This is a genomic window from Neopusillimonas aromaticivorans (genome assembly GCF_030344915.1).
Classification (GTDB): domain Bacteria; phylum Pseudomonadota; class Gammaproteobacteria; order Burkholderiales; family Burkholderiaceae_B; genus Neopusillimonas; species Neopusillimonas aromaticivorans.
The window spans coordinates 2,153,135-2,168,511 of sequence record NZ_CP128233.1 but is presented as its reverse complement, the minus strand read 5'-3'; the positions used below and the strand labels follow the sequence as shown (position 1 = coordinate 2,168,511).

14 protein-coding genes and 4 pseudogenes are annotated in these 15,377 nt (G+C 59.1%); 10 read left to right on the top strand and 8 right to left on the bottom strand.

Annotation, left to right across the window (positions count from 1 at the left end):
• Positions 1–4: 4 nt before the first annotated feature.
• A pseudogene (locus N7E01_RS19485) lies at positions 5–1,207 on the top strand (molybdopterin molybdotransferase MoeA).
• Here the strand turns inward: N7E01_RS19485 and mobA are convergent.
• The 3 genes from mobA to N7E01_RS11970 all read right to left on the bottom strand — a co-directional run bounded on the left by mobA (position 1,199) and on the right by N7E01_RS11970 (position 4,109).
• The gene (gene mobA / locus N7E01_RS11980; protein WP_289173039.1) at positions 1,199–1,897 is read right to left on the bottom strand and encodes a molybdenum cofactor guanylyltransferase MobA; all 699 of its coding nucleotides are present in this window, start codon (positions 1,895–1,897) and stop codon (positions 1,199–1,201) included. The pseudogene N7E01_RS19485 and the gene mobA sit on opposite strands and share 9 nt — an antisense overlap.
• A complete protein-coding gene (moaA, locus tag N7E01_RS11975) occupies positions 1,890–2,927 on the bottom strand; it encodes a GTP 3',8-cyclase MoaA (RefSeq protein WP_289173038.1) in 1,038 nt (345 codons plus the stop codon). The genes mobA and moaA overlap by 8 nt, the downstream gene beginning before the upstream one ends.
• Before the next feature lie 75 nt (positions 2,928–3,002).
• On the bottom strand, positions 3,003–4,109 hold the full coding sequence (locus tag N7E01_RS11970; RefSeq protein ID WP_289173037.1) for a substrate-binding domain-containing protein: 1,107 nt from the start codon (positions 4,107–4,109) through the stop codon (positions 3,003–3,005).
• Positions 4,110–4,220: 111 nt separating this feature from the next.
• Here N7E01_RS11970 and N7E01_RS11965 point away from each other — a divergent pair, with 111 nt between their 5' ends.
• The 6 genes and pseudogenes from N7E01_RS11965 (at position 4,221) to N7E01_RS11940 (ending at position 10,308) form a co-directional block, all read left to right on the top strand.
• Positions 4,221–4,664 (top strand): formate dehydrogenase subunit gamma, encoded by a 444-nt coding sequence (locus tag N7E01_RS11965; RefSeq protein WP_289173036.1) that lies wholly within the window; start codon positions 4,221–4,223, stop codon positions 4,662–4,664.
• Positions 4,665–4,712: 48 nt separating this feature from the next.
• Positions 4,713–6,257 (top strand): annotated as a pseudogene (locus tag N7E01_RS11960) (NADH-ubiquinone oxidoreductase-F iron-sulfur binding region domain-containing protein).
• A gap of 13 nt (positions 6,258–6,270) precedes the next feature.
• Positions 6,271–9,141 (top strand): formate dehydrogenase subunit alpha, encoded by a 2,871-nt coding sequence (gene fdhF, locus N7E01_RS11955; RefSeq protein ID WP_289173035.1) that lies wholly within the window; start codon positions 6,271–6,273, stop codon positions 9,139–9,141.
• Between the two features lie 5 nt (positions 9,142–9,146).
• Positions 9,147–9,851 carry a formate dehydrogenase accessory sulfurtransferase FdhD gene (locus N7E01_RS11950; protein ID WP_289173034.1) on the top strand — a complete coding sequence of 235 codons (705 nt, stop codon included), beginning with the start codon at positions 9,147–9,149 and terminating at the stop codon, positions 9,849–9,851.
• A 2-nt stretch (positions 9,852–9,853) separates the two neighbouring features.
• Positions 9,854–10,057, top strand: a complete 204-nt coding sequence (locus N7E01_RS11945; protein ID WP_289173033.1) for a formate dehydrogenase accessory sulfurtransferase FdhD — start codon at positions 9,854–9,856, stop codon at positions 10,055–10,057.
• Entirely contained in the window at positions 10,054–10,308 is a 255-nt protein-coding gene (locus N7E01_RS11940; RefSeq protein ID WP_289173032.1) for a formate dehydrogenase subunit delta, read from the top strand. Before N7E01_RS11945 ends, N7E01_RS11940 begins: the two co-directional genes overlap by 4 nt.
• 120 nt (positions 10,309–10,428) lie before the next feature.
• Here N7E01_RS11940 and N7E01_RS11935 read toward each other — a convergent pair whose 3' ends face one another.
• From N7E01_RS11935 to N7E01_RS11920, 4 genes are all read right to left on the bottom strand, one after another.
• Entirely contained in the window at positions 10,429–10,890 is a 462-nt protein-coding gene (locus N7E01_RS11935) for a universal stress protein (protein WP_289173031.1), read from the bottom strand.
• Between the two features lie 89 nt (positions 10,891–10,979).
• The gene (locus N7E01_RS11930) at positions 10,980–11,318 is read right to left on the bottom strand and encodes a protein tyrosine phosphatase family protein (protein ID WP_289173030.1); all 339 of its coding nucleotides are present in this window, start codon (positions 11,316–11,318) and stop codon (positions 10,980–10,982) included.
• 68 nt (positions 11,319–11,386) lie between these two features.
• Complete coding sequence (locus tag N7E01_RS11925) at positions 11,387–11,797, bottom strand: ChbG/HpnK family deacetylase (protein WP_289173029.1); 411 nt, start codon at positions 11,795–11,797, stop codon at positions 11,387–11,389.
• Entirely contained in the window at positions 11,784–12,215 is a 432-nt protein-coding gene (locus tag N7E01_RS11920; protein ID WP_289173028.1) for a ChbG/HpnK family deacetylase, read from the bottom strand. The genes N7E01_RS11925 and N7E01_RS11920 overlap by 14 nt, the downstream gene beginning before the upstream one ends.
• A 109-nt stretch (positions 12,216–12,324) precedes the next feature.
• Between N7E01_RS11920 and N7E01_RS11915 the strand changes: the two genes are divergently transcribed.
• Positions 12,325–12,603, top strand: coding sequence for a GtrA family protein (locus tag N7E01_RS11915; protein ID WP_350494847.1), 279 nt, complete (start codon positions 12,325–12,327; stop codon positions 12,601–12,603).
• Between the two features lie 50 nt (positions 12,604–12,653).
• On the opposite strand, the pseudogene N7E01_RS11910 reads toward N7E01_RS11915, so the two are convergent.
• A pseudogene (locus tag N7E01_RS11910) lies at positions 12,654–13,606 on the bottom strand (glycosyltransferase family 2 protein).
• A gap of 152 nt (positions 13,607–13,758) precedes the next feature.
• Between N7E01_RS11910 and N7E01_RS11905 the strand changes: the two are divergent.
• Together N7E01_RS11905 and N7E01_RS11900 are read left to right on the top strand one after the other, a co-directional pair.
• Positions 13,759–14,166, top strand: coding sequence for a group III truncated hemoglobin (locus N7E01_RS11905; RefSeq protein ID WP_289173027.1), 408 nt, complete (start codon positions 13,759–13,761; stop codon positions 14,164–14,166).
• A pseudogene (locus N7E01_RS11900) lies at positions 14,135–15,354 on the top strand (NnrS family protein). The gene N7E01_RS11905 and the pseudogene N7E01_RS11900 overlap by 32 nt, the downstream one beginning before the upstream one ends.
• Positions 15,355–15,377: the final 23 nt, after the last annotated feature.

Genomic DNA, 15,377 nt, shown 5'->3' with positions numbered 1-15,377 from the left:
TGCCATGCTTGATTTTGATGACGCCCAGCGCCGGCTTTCCGAAGCGGGCAATGCCCCTTCAACCACCGAAACATGCACACTGTTCGATGCATTCGGACGCGTGCTGGCCGAGGACATCGTGGCCCGGGTCGATTTACCGCCGGCCGACAACAGTGCCATGGATGGTTACGCCATCCGTTTCGCCGATTACGGCCCCCAGCGTGCACTGCCAGTACAGCAGCGGTGCTTTGCTGGGCAAACCCCTGAAGCGCTGAAACCCGGGCACACCATTCGCCTGTTTACCGGTTGCGTCATGCCCGACGGCGCCGACACAATCGTCATGCAGGAAAACGTGGTTGAGCAAGACGGTACCATTACCCTTACACAGGTACCCATTCTTGGCGAACACGTACGCAAACGCGGTGAAGATGTCGAACAAGACCAGCAAATCCTGACGACCGGCACCGTGCTGCACACCGGCCAGATCGCCGTGCTGGCCTCGCAAGGCATTCATGAAGTCAAAGTTTATGCCCGGCTGAAAGTCGGCATCCTGACTACCGGCGACGAACTGGTGAACCCCGGTCAACCCCTGGGGTCAGCCCAGATTTACAACTCGAACGGCGCCATGCTGGCCGGTCTGGTCGCGCAAATGGGGGTGTGGTTTGCCAGACCCTGCACGCGGCCGATACCCACGAAGCGATTGAAAACGCCTTCCTGGCCCTGCTGGCTGAATGTGATCTGGTGCTGACCGTGGGTGGGGTTTCAGTCGGCGAAAAAGACCTGGTCAAACCTGTCCTCGAATTACTGGGTGGCACGCTTGACCTGTGGCGCGTGTGCATGAAACCAGGCAAGCCGGTAGCGCTGGCAAAGGTCAGAAACAAACCGGTGGTCTGCCTGCCAGGCAACCCGGTATCGGCCTTTGTGGTATTTGGCTTGCTGGTGTCACCCTGGTACGACGGCTTCAGGGACGTACCGACCTGTTCCCCCGATCTGCTACGGACGCTTGCGCACCAGCAAATCGTTTCATGAAACCCGCGAAGAATTTTTGCGTGTGCAATGCAAACCCTCGCGTTCAGGGCTGCCGGCACTGGTGCCCTACGAACTGCAAGGCTCGGCCATTATCAGTGCCCTGCCCTGGGCATCGGGGCTGGCGCGTATTCCGGTCAATACCACGGTATCTGACGACGATGTCGTCGCCTACTACGACTTTGCGCACTGGCTATCCTGACGACGCGTTAGGGCTGGACGTGTTTTTACACTCCGGCCTAATGTTCGCCCTCGGCTCGGGCTTTACGTCCCTGCCGCGCTGACTACCGCCCCGCACGATGTCCAGGTCATGCACAGTGTTGATATTGAAGAACGTAACGCCCTGCGCATCAAACTGCACCTCAACACCGCCGACATCCACCTGCCATGCCCTCACCTTACGCTGACCGGCCAACAAGGCGTTGTGCAATGACATGGCCAGGATACGGTGCACCAGCATGCATAACGGAAACGCACCGTGCTCCGTAGTGGCACTGACCAGCAAGGCCCCTTGCGCCGCGCGGGCCGCCAGCCGTGTGACCAGGTCATCGGGCAAACAGGGGGTATCAACGGGCAGCGTCAGCAACCACGGGGTTTGCAAGCGTTTCAGGGCCGTGGCCACACCGGCCAGCGGGCCGGCGTATGTACCGTAAGCCGGGTCGTCGGGCAACACCTCACCAAACCGTCGGTAATCCGGTTGATGACGATTGGCACTGATCCACAGCGGCCCAACCCGTTCAGCCATGTAGCGCTGGACATGGGCCACCAGCGGCTGGCCGTCCAAAAGGGCCAGCCCCTTGTCAACGGCTTCAGCGGCAGAATCGTGGCCTGCGAACCGGGACGAACGGCCACCGGCCAGAATGAGGCCGGTGATGTGATGGCGCTCAACCACCGATATAACTCATTTCGATTTTGGTGCGCGGCTGGGCGGCGGTGCCGCGCAATTCAGAGTACCGGTCGGTACGGCCAGACCAGATGCCGGCCAGATGACCCGCCAGAATCTCGTCAGAGTCGGTGGCGCGCACCACCGAGCGCAGGTCGTAGCCCTGGTCGGCGAACAAGCACAGGTACAGCTTGCCCTCGGGGGACATGCGCGCACGCGAACAGTCGCGGCAGAAGGGATGAGAAACACTGGTGATGACACCGATTTCACCGACACCATCCAGGTAGCGCCAGCGTTCAGCGACTTCACCGGCATAGTCGGCCTGCACCGGCTCCACCGGAAAATGCGAACCAATCAGATCCAGCATGGCCCGCCCGGTCATCACCTCGGACATGTTCCAGCCATTGGTCGAACCTACGTCCATGTACTCGATGAACCGCAGCACGTGACCGGTACCGCGAAAATGCCGCACCATCGGCAGGATCTGGTCATCGTTCAACCCTTTACGGACCACCATATTGACCTTGACCGGCGCCAGCCCGACCTGCGCAGCCGCCTCGATGCCAGCGAGTACGGTTTCAACCGCAACCTGGCTGTCGCTCATGCGCTCGAACAAGACCGGATCAAGCGCGTCAAGGCTGACCGTTACCCGGCGCAACCCGGCATCTTTCAGAGCTTGCGCCTTTTTGCGCAGCAAGGTGCCATTAGTGGTTAGCGTCAGTTCAAGCGGCTTGCCCTCGGGGGTACGCAGCTGTGACAACATGAACACCAGCTTTTCAATATCTTTGCGCAGCAGTGGTTCGCCACCGGTCAGGCGAATTTTCCGAACCCCCAGCTGCATGGCCACCCGCGCAACGCGTGTGATTTCCTCGAAACTGAGCAATGCCGAATGCGGCATGAACGGATAATCAGCGTCGAATACGTCACGCGGCATGCAATAGGTGCAGCGAAAATTGCACCGGTCGGTGACCGAAATGCGCAAATCACGTAACGGACGCCGCAACGTGTCTACAGGGGCTTGACCCGGGTGCCAGTCCATGAAAGGCAATTCTCCCGGCGCATCGGGCACCCCTTGGCCATGAAAATCACTTTTTTATGCTTTTGTCAGTTGCCATTACCGCTTGCCTCCTGGTGGCAGGGTATCAGGAAACGCCTCGTCGAGCGTCATGACCCTGCCCATATGTCCGGCGTCATACCCCACCAGCCCGGCCACAAACTGCCGGTAAGGCTCACCGTTCAGCAGGGCCAGCAACGCCTGCATGCGGGGGGACGACAGACTGTCTTGATTGACCGCAAAATAGTAACGCTCTTTAGCCAACGGAATAAACGCCAGCCCGCACCGCCAGGCCGCCGTCTCGACGCCAATGCCCACATCGGCCATGCCACTGGCAATATGCGCCGCAATCGCCAGATGCGTAAATTCGCTGGTATCGTAACCGTTGACCTGGACGGGGTCGATGCCCAGACGTTGAAGCATCAAACCCACCAACAGACGCGTGCTGGACCCCACCTGACGATTCACGAACCGTACACCCGGCTTGACCAGATCGGCAATGTCGTGGATGTTCCGTGGGTTATCGGGCTGGACAAACATGCCCGTATCGCGCTGTGCCAGGTAGATAAGGCAGTGACGGTCCGGATCAAGCCACGGGCTGTAATGCGCCAGAATCGGGGCCTGAAACTCGCCTGCCGGCACCTGAAAACCGGCCAGATCACATTCATTGCGATTCAAAGAAGCCAACGCTTCGGTTGCGGTGCGATAGCGCAATTCTATTGTAAGCACATCATTACTGCCCGCCTGCTGCACCAGACCTTCCACGGCAAACCCGTGGCTGGCGTGCAAACGCAACCGGGGCCGGTGTTGCGGATAAAGGCTTTCAATCGCTTCCTGGAGTTCGGACGACAGGCTTTGCAATGTCGGTTCAAGCCGGGCCTCGGTGCGGCGATGTGCCCACAGCAAATGCCGGGCAAAATCAGTCAGGCGTGTGCCCTGGCGCCGGTTCGTATCGAGCAACGCCGTTTCAAACACCAGCTCGGCACGCCGCAACAACCCCCATGCGTGGCGGTATGACAACCCGCAATCGCGACAGGCCCCGGAGATATTGCCGGTCGTTTCAATGGCCGACAACAAACGCAAGATGTCGTCGAGCGCGAATGCGGTACCGTCAGGCGCTTCAAGCGACCACGCTGCATTCAGACGGGCCTGGAATTTATATGACATTTATTTCATATTGAATCATCGCGCATGACGCGGTAGATTACGGTAAATAAAGACTTTTTATTATGCACGAATAAACATAATAAAGCACCCGAATTCCTCAAAGGACTCTGCATGCCAACCCTGGAAGACCCGGTACGCTTGGCCACCGAACAGGCCCTTGGGCGCCACGCCGGACAACCCGGCAACCTGATGCCCATCCTTCACGACATCCAGCACCAGCTTGGGCATATCCCCGAGGCGGCTGTCCCCATGCTGGCGAACGCGCTGCAGCTTTCACGTGCTGAAGTGCACGGAGTGATCAGCTTTTATCCCCATTTTCGCCAGGCGGCACCGGCCGGTATCACTCTGGAAATTTGTCGTGCCGAATCCTGTCAAGCCATGGGGGCCAATGCCCTGATTGACCACACCCGCAAAAAACTGGGCTGTGATTTCCACGAACACAGCACCGATGGCAAGGTGGCACTTGAGCCGGTCTACTGCCTGGGCCTGTGTGCGCAATCACCGGCCATCATGCTCAACGGCCAGCCTCACGCACGCATCACCCCTCCAAAATAGATCGCCTTCTGGCGGAAAAAGGGGTCTGACCATGACACACGCCATCACATTTTTGTACCCAAAGATGCCGCCGCCCTGGCGGTTGGGGCCGATGCCGTGGCCGAAGCCATTGCGGCTCAGGCGGCACAACGCGGCATCGTTACTCACATCGTACGCAACGGCTCGCATGGTCTGCTGTGGCTGGAAACACTGGTTGAAGTCGAAACACCCGACGGGCGCATAGCGTTTGGCCCGGTCGATGCCACCGATGTCCCGACCCTGTTCGACGCGGGCTGGCATCTGGGCCGGCAAGATCACCCTCTATGCCACGGGTTCACACAAGAAATTCCCTATCTCAAGAACCAGCAACGCCTGACCTTTGCGCGCGTTGGCATGACCGACCCGCTCAGCCTGGCTGATTACCAGGCCCACGGTGGTTTTGAAGGCCTGAAACGCGCCATTGCCCTGACACCGGCACAAATCGTTGCCGAAGTTACCGACTCGGGCTTGCGTGGCCGTGGGGGCGCAGCATTCCCCACCGGCATCAAATGGAAAACCGTCCTTGACACACCGGCAGACCAGAAATACATCGCCTGCAATGCCGACGAAGGCGACTCGGGTACGTTTTCCGACCGCATGCTCATGGAAGGCGACCCCTACACCCTGATTGAAGGCATGACCATCGCGGGTCTGGCCGTAGGGGCTACCTACGGCTACATCTACGTGCGGTCGGAATATCCGCACGCCATCGCTGCCCTGAACAGCGCGATTGACAACGCGCGCGCCGTGGGTTGGTTGGGTCACGACATTGGCGGCAGCGGGCGGCACTTCGACCTCGAAGTCCGTGTGGGTGCCGGCGCCTACATTTGCGGCGAAGAAACCTCGATGCTCGAAAGCATCGAAGGCAAGCGCGGGCTGGTGAGGGCCAAGCCCCCTGCCCGCCATCAAGGGCCTGTTTGGCAAGCCCACGGTCATCAACAACGTCATGTCACTGGCGACCGTACCCGTCATTCTGGCCAAAGGCGCCGCATTCTATCGCGACTACGGCATGGGCCGTTCGAAAGGCACGTTGCCCTTCCAATTGGCCGGCAATCTGAAGCAAGGCGGGCTGGTCGAATGCGCTTTCGGTATTACCCTGCGTGAACTGCTCTTCGACTTTGGCGGCGGCAGCGCCTCGGGCCGCCCCTGAAAGCGGTTCAAGTCGGTGGCCCGCTGGGGGCCTACCTGCCCGAATCACAATGGGACACCCCGCTTGATTACGAGGCCTATATCGGCATCAATGCCATGGTCGGCCACGGCGGCATCGTGGCCTTCGACGACACGGTCGACATGGCCCACATGGCCGAATACGCCATGGAATTCTGTGCCGTCGAATCATGCGGCAAATGCACTCCCTGTCGCATCGGCGCCGTACGTGGCACTGAAGTCATCCAGAAAATTCGCTCCAACCACCAACGCACCGAACAGGTCCATTTATTGCGCGACCTGTGCGACACCATGCTGGCCGGGTCGCTGTGCGCACTGGGCGGCATGACTCCTTACCCGGTCTTGTCTGCGCTTGACCACTTCCCGGAAGATTTCGGTCTGGGCTCACCCACACCGACCACTGCCTGAACCGGAGCCCAACATGCTGGAAACCATTGCCAAACGTGATCGCGACCTGGGCACACCCGCCAGTGTCAGCACCCAGATGATCAACCTCACCATCGACGGTCATGCCTGCCGGGTGCCCGCCGGCACGTCCGTCATGCGCGCGGCAGCCGAACTGGGGGTCAACATCCCCAAACTGTGCGCCACCGATTCGCTGGATGCCTTCGGTTCGTGCCGCCTGTGCCTGGTGCAGATTGAAGGCCGTCGCGGCTATCCGGCCTCGTGTACAACCCCTGTCGAAGAAGGCATGGTGGTCTGCACTGAAAACAAAAAGCTCCATGATTTACGTCGTAACGTCATGGAGCTGTATATCTCCGATCACCCACTCGATTGCCTGACCTGTCCGGCCAACGGTGACTGCGAGCTGCAAGACATGGCCGGCGTTGTCGGCTTGCGCGGCGTACGTTACGGGTTCGATGGGGCCAACCACCTGAACGACACCACCGACACCTCCAACCCCTATTTTGCCTACGACCCCTCAAAATGCATTGTGTGCAGCCGGTGCGTACGGGCCTGCGAAGACATTCAGGGCACGTTCGCCCTGACCATCGACGGCAAGGGGTTCGAGTCACGCATCACCGCCGGGCAAAACGACCCGTTTCTTGAATCTGACTGTGTCTCGTGTGGCGCCTGTGTCCAGGCCTGCCCCACCTCGTCACTGATGGAAAAAACCGTCATCATGATGGGCCAGCCCGAACACTCGGTGGTCACGACCTGTGCCTATTGCGGCGTGGGCTGCGGCTTCAAAGCCGACATGAAAGGCCAGGAGGTCGTGCGCATGGTGCCCTGGAAAGACGGCAAGGCCAATCGGGGGCATGCCTGTGTCAAGGGCCGCTTTGCCTGGGGCTACGCCACCCACAAAGACCGGGTGCTCAAGCCCATGATCCGCGAGCAAATCACCGACCCCTGGCGCGAAGTCAGCTGGGACGACGCCCTGACCTACGCGGCATCGCGGATCCGCGCCATCCAGCAACAGTATGGTCGTGATTCTGTCGGCGGCATTACCTCATCGCGCTGCACCAACGAAGAAACCTACCTGGTTCAAAAACTGGTCCGTGCTGCATTTGGCACCAACAACGTAGATACATGTGCCCGCGTATGCCACTCACCCACCGGCTATGGCCTGAAGACCACACTGGGCGAGTCGGCCGGCACACAAACGTTTGACTCGGTCATGCACACCGACGTGGTCATCCTGATGGGGGCCAACCCCAGCGCCGCCCACCCGGTGTTTGCCTCGCGCCTGAAACGCCGCCTGCGTGAAGGTGCCAAACTGATCGTCATTGACCCGCGCCGCATTGAGCTGGTTGACGCGCCACACATCAAGGCCGATTTCCACCTGCCGGTTCGCCCCGGTACGAATACCGCCCTGCTGACGGCCCTGGCCCACGTCATTGCCACAGAAGGCCTGATCAATGAAGCCTTTGTGGCCGAACGCTGCGAAACCAAAGCCTTCGAGCAATGGCGCGAATTCGTGTCCCGCCCCGAAAATTCGCCCGAAGCCATGGCCGAGACCACCGGCGTCGATGCGCAAACCGTACGCGGTGCCGCCCGGTTGTTTGCCACCGGCGGTAACGGTTCTATCTACTACGGCCTGGGGGTTACCGAACACAGCCAAGGGTCGACCACCGTCATGGCCATAGCCAACCTGGCCATGGCCACCGGCAACATCGGTCGTGAGGGCGTGGGGGTGAACCCACTGCGCGGCCAGAACAATGTACAAGGCTCATGCGACATGGGCTCGTTCCCGCATGAACTGCCGGGGTATCGACATGTGTCCGACGACGCCGTACGCCACCAGTTCGAGCAGGCCTGGGGCGTGACCTTGCAACCCGAGCCCGGTCTGCGCATCCCCAACATGTTCGACGCCGCACTGGACGGCTCGTTCAAGGCGCTGTACTGCCAAGGCGAAGACATTGTCCAGTCCGACCCCAACACCCAGCACGTCACGGCAGCCCTCAGCGCCATGGAATGCATTATCGTTCAGGACATTTTCCTGAACGAAACTGCCAAATATGCGCACGTTTTCCTGCCAGGTTCGTCGTTCCTGGAAAAAGACGGCACCTTCACCAATGCCGAACGTCGTATCTCGCGGGTACGCCAGGTCATGGAACCCAAGGCAGGCCTGGCCGACTGGGAAGTCACCTGCGCCCTGTCGAATACGCTGGGTTACCCCATGGATTACAGCCACCCGGCAGAAATCATGGATGAAATCGCACGTCTGACACCGACATTTTCAGGCGTTTCATTCGCACGCATTGATGCCCTGGGCGGCAGCGTGCAGTGGCCCTGCAACGACGACGCCCCCGAGGGTACACCCATCATGCACATCAACCAGTTCGTGCGTGGCAAGGGCAAATTCGTGATTACGCAATATGTGCCCACCGAAGAGCGCAGCACCCGCAGATTCCCGCTACTGCTGACCACTGGCCGCATCTTGTCCCAATACAACGTCGGGGCCCAGACCCGGCGTACCGACAACGTCGTCTGGCACCACGAAGACGTTCTCGAAATTCACCCGCACGATGCCGAAGACCGCGGCATCACGAGCGGTGACCATGTTGCCATTCAAAGCCGGTCGGGTGAAACCGTACTGCGTGCCGTCATTACCGAGAACGTACAGCCTGGCGTGGTGTACACCACGTTCCACTTTCCGGAATCAGGGGCCAACGTGGTCACCACCGATAGTTCTGACTGGGCCACCAATTGCCCGGAATACAAAGTCACGGCGGTGCAGGTACGACGCGTCAACCAGCCTTCCAGCTGGCAGAATGACTGGAACCGGTTTACCCACCTGCAGGAAAACCTGCTTGAAAACCGGATCAGTACAACGGCACAGCCGGGCTGAAACCCATGCCCGACAGCGTGCTTTCCCCGGTTGTCGAAACACCGGTCTGGCGTTACCGCCAGACCGGGTTGGCGCCTGGCCAGAGGTTAACCGTTGAACAGGTGTCGGCAACGGACCCTGTCGGGGCAACCAACGCCCCAGACACTGGCCTTATGGCGACCATCGACCATATCGCCGACGAAGTGGCCGTCGCCATGGAGTACAACGGCATCAGCCATGCCACCGTACTGGCCACGCCGCAAAATCTCGACGACCTGGCCCGTGGTTTTTCACTGACCGAAGGCATTATCCGCACACCTGCCGATATCTACGATATCGAGGCTGTGCCCCACCCCAACGGCATTACCCTGCAAATTACCATTGCATCGGCTTGCCTGAACACCTTGAAACAGCGTCGTCGCACATTGGCAGGCACGACAGGTTGCGGGCTGTGCGGGCTCGAAAGCCTGGGCGATGTCGAACGGGTATTACCCACCGCAGTTGCTCCCGTCATGCCCCTTCAGCCCGGTGCCCTGCTGGCGGCCAGCCTGCAACTGCGCGACAACCAGCCCCTGCATCAGCAAACCGGCGCCACCCACGCAGCAGGCTGGGCCAACGCCAGCGGCCAATTGGTCCAGGTGATGGAAGATGTGGGCCGCCATAACGCGCTGGACAAACTGGTCGGTTACCTGGCCCGTTTCCCGGAATTGCGCGAACGCGGGGGTTTGTAGTCATGTCAAGCCGGGCCAGTTTCGAGATCGTACAAAAAGCAGCGGCTGTCGGTATCAACGCCGTTGTTGCGATCTCTGCACCCACCGCCTATGCCATACGTCGTGCACACGACCTGAACATACTGCTGGCCGGCTTTGCACGCCAGACCAGCTTCACGGTGTATACCCACCCCGAATACCTTTGCAGCCAGGAACCCGTATCGTGAAGATTGAACAATTGATCAAAATGGCCAACCAGATTGGCGATTTTTTTGCCGCCATGCCCGACCGTGACGAGGGCCTTGACGGTGTGGCCAGCCACATCGAGAAGTTTTGGGAGCCTCGCATGCGCACTGCCCTGCTGAACTTCCTGGACACCTACCCCAATGGGACTGCGCCAGACATCCGCCTGAACGAATTGACTCTGGCTGCCGTTTCAAAATACCGCGACCGCCTGCTTCCGCGAAAAGTTGCCTGAAATACAAAGCCCCACCATACAACCGTAGGGTGAGGCCAGACCCGTCACAGCACTACGGCGCGGGGCGCAAACGGCGTTAACACGCCACAACTACCCCACGCACCAACACCAGCAGATAAATTACTTGTCGTCTTTCACACGGTAAACCAGCACTGCCACCTTGGCCAGGCTCAGCACCTTGGCAGTCACACTGCCCAGCAACAAACGCGACAAGCCGCTGCGACCATGGCTACCAATAAAGATAAGGTCACAGCCGTGCGCCTCAGCGGCGTCAACGACACCGTCGGCAACGTTAAAGTTTGTTGCAGCCACCTTGGACACTTTCACCCCGGCCGTTTCGGCACGGTCGACAACCGCCTGAAGATATTTTTCAGCCTGTTCAGCAACGGTTTTTTCGTAGTCTTCATCGGTAATGGCATATGCCGCCGCCATGCCATCAAAGCCCACTGTTGCCGCGAAAGGCTGGGCTACGTGCAATGCAACCACCTCGGCACCAATTTCTTTGGCAAACGTAACGCCTTTATTCGCAGCCTGTGCCGAAAGCGCTGAACCGTCGGTAGGGAGAAGAATTTTCTTGAACATGGTTTTAACCTTTAGTTGACGTCAATACCTAATCGTACGAACGAATCCAGAAAAATAAACCCGGGCGACTGCCCGGCTTTTGCGTGAGATCAAGCCTTGGCGGCCTGGTACAGGTTGGTACAGCGGGCACCGCTGCGGCAATAGGCCAGAACGGGCCCCGGCAAGGTATCGAGCAGTTCGGCAAAGCGCGCCACATCGGCTGGCGTAATGGCACCGCTGACCACCGGCTGGTATTCAACCTGCAGACCGGCCTCTTTGGCGGCTGCCATGACTTCAGCCGCCTGGGGCTGGTCAAGACCGCCTTCAAAGTCGGGGCGATTGATGATGACGCTTTTATAGCCCAAAGCCGCCACCGCAGCCATGTCAGCGGCCGTGAGCTGCGGTGCAACCGCGAAATTTTCGGTAAGCCGGTTTACTGGTACAGCCATTTCTCTTGCTCCTTCGTACGGCGACCGGCAAAGCCAGCCGCTTGAATATTGACTCGAACAAATGAAGTTTACACCTGCACGCACAGCCCGTAACGATTCAGATACCGGTTAAAGACATCACCGGCTAGTATGTCGAACTCTGCATTACGCTGGGGATCAATATCACGATCATCAGGATGATAGCGTTCGGGGTGACACATCATGACATCGCCGGCCTGTGCAACCTGCAACCAGGCCGCCACGTGGCTGGCATACACTTTGCCCCCACCCTGAAAGTCATAAACGCCCAAAAACCCGGGGTTGGTTGAAAACCCGTTCTTTTCGGCCAACTGCACCAGGGCCCGGGCACCCAGAAACTGAATGACTCGCGCCTTGAACCGCAAACGCCGGTGCAGGGACGGCTGTAGACGCGCTACGGTGCTGCGTACCCAAAACCCCGACTTGCCCGCATAGCGCCGGGAAAGCTCAAAAAAGTTCATCGCGAATCTGGGGCAACTGATGCACATGCAGGTGACCGTCCACATAATCGGGCGCCGTACCCATGATGGTTTCGAAACGATCAAGCTGACGCACAATCTGTTCACGCACCTGTGCAACATCAAGGCGATAAAAATAGGCCTCACGAATCAATCGCTTGAGCGGATAATGCAAACCGGGCTGCCCCAGGTCATCGGTGAAGTTCAGATGCAGACCCTTTTGCAGCGTCGTTTCCTGCAAGGGACCCGCCCCGCTCTCGAAACATGGACCATCGACCAGACAACTGGTGGCACTTAGACGCCCCAATGCGGCAAGATCCAGCACGGCCCGGTTGACCGCCGCATTCATACCGAAGTCATCGGCGCATACAATAAGCGGTTTACCGATGTTGCCGCTGGCCAGTTGGTGTTTGATCATCATGAAAAAATTTTAGGCCAGGTTACCTGGTTCGTAATGGTGGGTTGCGCTGCCGCAGCCACCCACTGGCTTGTGGTGGTGGCTACCGTATCGGCGCTGGGCACGCCCCCTGATGGCCAACGTGGCAGGCTGGCTGGTCGCGTTCGTGGTTTCGTTCGCCGGCCACTATACCCTGACCTTTCGTCACCAGAAAGCCCCGTTGTTGCAGGCACTGCGACGGTTTTTCATGGTTTCGGCGGCGGGTTTCGCCATCAATGAAGTGGCCTACGCCTGGCTGCTGCACGCGACTCGCATCAGGTACGACATTTTATTGGCCCTGATCTTGTTGGGCATTGCGGTCATGACGTTCTTTTTGGGCCGCTTCTGGGCCTTCAGACAACGCCGCACCTGAAGACCCTGAGTCCGTACCGCGCACGCCCGGACCCACTGCCCGCGCACGTGTCAGCACGGCCTCATCCAGACCGCCCCCAGGCGTTGACGCACAATAAACACGGGTCGTTGCTTCACTTCACCAAAAATGCGACCAATGTACTCGCCCAGCACACCCACCGAAATCAGGTTGACCCCCGCAAAAAACAGGATGACCGTCGCCAACGTGGTAAAACCCTGTACCTCGTCACCCAACAACAGGTACTTGACGACCGTAAACAGGCCATAGGCCAGTGACAGCAAGGAAATGAGAATGCCGGCTACGCTGAGCACCCGCAGCGGCCAAGTGGTGAACGCCGTCAATCCGTCAATCGCAAAACCAAACAGCTTGAATGGCCTGAACGTCGTGGTGCCATGCAACCGTTCGGGCGGGTGATAGTAGAACGGCTCGGCCTTGAACCCCACCCAGGCAAACAGGCCTTTCATGAACCGGTTGCGCTCGGGCAGCAACAGCAAGGCATCCACCACTGAACGATCCATCAGACGAAAATCACCCGCATTTTCGGGCACCTGCACGCCGCCCGGCGTACGCATCAGCTGATAGAACAGCTTGGTACCTACCCGCTTGAAAACGGACTCATCGTGACGACTGGCACGCACGCCATAAACCATGTCCACACCGGAACGCCAACGTGCCAGCATTTCAGGAATCAATGCAGGCGGGTGCTGCAAATCGGCATCCATGCTGACCACCACCTGGCCACGGGCCACTTCAAGCCCTGCACTTAACGCGGCTTCTTTACCGAAATTGCGCGACAGCTGCACATAGACCACCTGGGGTGCTCTGCCGCCAGGCGCGAAACCAGCGCCGGCGTACCATCGGTACTGCCGTCGTCAACCACGATAATTTCATATACCGGGGACAGCTTTGCCAATACCACCATGAGGCCGGGGATCAACACACCCAGATTGGCCTCTTCGTTCAGGCACGGCACAACACAGCTGATAGACTCGGGATTGGACATGGACAAAATCAGGTTCTGACAAACGAAAGCAGGCAGTTTACCGTTTATTACCTGCCCGAAAAACAATGCACTTGATTGAACAGCAGGTGTCCTTGACGTGGCCACCAGTCATTATTAAGATTCATATTAAAGTAACCTTAAAGGAACTCGTTATGTCGACACGCGATCAATTATGTTCCGAAGAAGACATCAGGGACATGGTGCATCAGTTCTACGAAAAAATCCGGCAAGACGGCGTACTGGGGCCCATTTTCAATGCACACATCCACGACTGGGATACCCATCTGGGTCGCATGGTGCAGTTCTGGTCATCCATGCTGCGCGGCACCGGCACCTACGAAGGCACCCCCATGCCCAAGCACATTGCTCTGCCCGACCTGAATGCCGAACTGTTTGGCCACTGGCTCAACCTGTTTCACGACACGCTGGCAACCCTGCCAAACCGGGCCATGGCCGAAAAGGCCGGTGAATTTTCCCAGCGTATCGCCCGCAGCCTGTGGTACGGCTATCAACTGCATCACAAGCCCGATGCACCGCTGCGCGAGGTTAACCGTGGCTGAGCTGCACCCGATCAACGAACCACACGAACCTCCACGCGCGCCCTCATTCTCGGCACTCTTCAGCCTGGGGTTTCGGCCACTTTACATCGGCGGCATGGCCTGGGGCCTGGTCACCATTTTCATCTGGGTGTTTGTACCTGACCTCATTTCTCCTCAATTGGGGCCACTGGCATGGCACGCCCATGAAATGCTTTGGGGGTTCATTGCAACCATCGCTGTGGGCTTTTTACTGACAGCCGCGGCCACCTGGACCGGCGCCAACCCGGTGCAAGGGCGCGCACTGGCCACCCTCTGCGGTCTGTGGCTGGTCGCCCGACTCGCCTACTCGGCCCCAGGTACCGCCATGCTGGTACTGGCGGTACTGGCAGAAACACTCTTTCTGCTACTGGCCGCACTGGCACTGTGGCGCGTGATACAGCAGGCAAAAAGTCACCGCAATTATGGGCTGCCCTGGCTTCTTCTGGGTCTGGCCATCGCAAACCTGATGTTTGTAAACACCGCCCACGAGGGCAACTACAACGCACTGATGGCAGCCTTCCAGATCGGGCTTATTGATATGGCCGTGATCGCCCTGCTGGTTGCACGACGTGTCATTCCTTTCTTTGCCATGCGCGCTATCCAGGGGTTAACACTGCCGATGCACACCGGTTCCGGACAGATACAACTGGCCCTGGGGCTGCTGGCCATCATTACCGGGCTGCTGGGTTTGCCTGCTTTATCAGGCAGCGCCCTTCTGCTGACCGGTTTCATCGGGCTGTATCAACTGCAGGGCTGGAAACCCTGGCGGTCAGGCATCGCCCCATCTTGTGGATTCTATATGTCGGCTATGCCCTGCTGGCCTCGGGCCTGATCACCGCCGGTGCGTGGCAGCTGGACCTGTTGCCGGCACCCTGGGCCCGGGCCGCCGTCCCGGTCCATGTCATCGGCATGGGCGGTTTTTCGGTACTGATTATCGGCATGGTCACCCGAACTGCACTTGGCCACCTGGGACGCCCCCTGCAACTGGACCGCAGCATGCTTATCAGCTACATTCTTGTGCTTGCCGCCGTTGTGTTCCGATTGTCGGCGATGTGGCCATCGGCTGCCTACGCTACGCTCCTTTATCTTTCGGGGGCATGCTGGGTGGGTGCCATGGCCTTGTATCTTTGGCGTTTCGTACCCTGGCTGATTCGCCCGCGCAGCTCCTGAACCGGCTACGGGGGATTGACCAC

Excerpts from the sequence above, each read along its gene's own strand:
- moaA (WP_289173038.1), bottom strand. The coding sequence starts at position 2,927 with ATGGACTGGCACCCGGGTCAAGCCCCTGTAGACACGTTGCGGCGTCCG.
- N7E01_RS11970 (WP_289173037.1), bottom strand. The coding sequence starts at position 4,109 with ATGTCATATAAATTCCAGGCCCGTCTGAATGCAGCGTGGTCGCTTGAA.
- N7E01_RS11965 (WP_289173036.1), top strand. The coding sequence starts at position 4,221 with ATGCCAACCCTGGAAGACCCGGTACGCTTGGCCACCGAACAGGCCCTT.
- fdhF (WP_289173035.1), top strand. The coding sequence starts at position 6,271 with ATGCTGGAAACCATTGCCAAACGTGATCGCGACCTGGGCACACCCGCC.
- N7E01_RS11950 (WP_289173034.1), top strand. The coding sequence starts at position 9,147 with ATGCCCGACAGCGTGCTTTCCCCGGTTGTCGAAACACCGGTCTGGCGT.
- N7E01_RS11945 (WP_289173033.1), top strand. The coding sequence starts at position 9,854 with ATGTCAAGCCGGGCCAGTTTCGAGATCGTACAAAAAGCAGCGGCTGTC.
- N7E01_RS11935 (WP_289173031.1), bottom strand. The coding sequence starts at position 10,890 with ATGTTCAAGAAAATTCTTCTCCCTACCGACGGTTCAGCGCTTTCGGCA.
- N7E01_RS11930 (WP_289173030.1), bottom strand. The coding sequence starts at position 11,318 with ATGGCTGTACCAGTAAACCGGCTTACCGAAAATTTCGCGGTTGCACCG.
- N7E01_RS11925 (WP_289173029.1), bottom strand. The coding sequence starts at position 11,797 with ATGAACTTTTTTGAGCTTTCCCGGCGCTATGCGGGCAAGTCGGGGTTT.
- N7E01_RS11920 (WP_289173028.1), bottom strand. The coding sequence starts at position 12,215 with ATGATGATCAAACACCAACTGGCCAGCGGCAACATCGGTAAACCGCTT.
- N7E01_RS11915 (WP_350494847.1), top strand. The coding sequence starts at position 12,325 with ATGGCCAACGTGGCAGGCTGGCTGGTCGCGTTCGTGGTTTCGTTCGCC.
- N7E01_RS11905 (WP_289173027.1), top strand. The coding sequence starts at position 13,759 with ATGTCGACACGCGATCAATTATGTTCCGAAGAAGACATCAGGGACATG.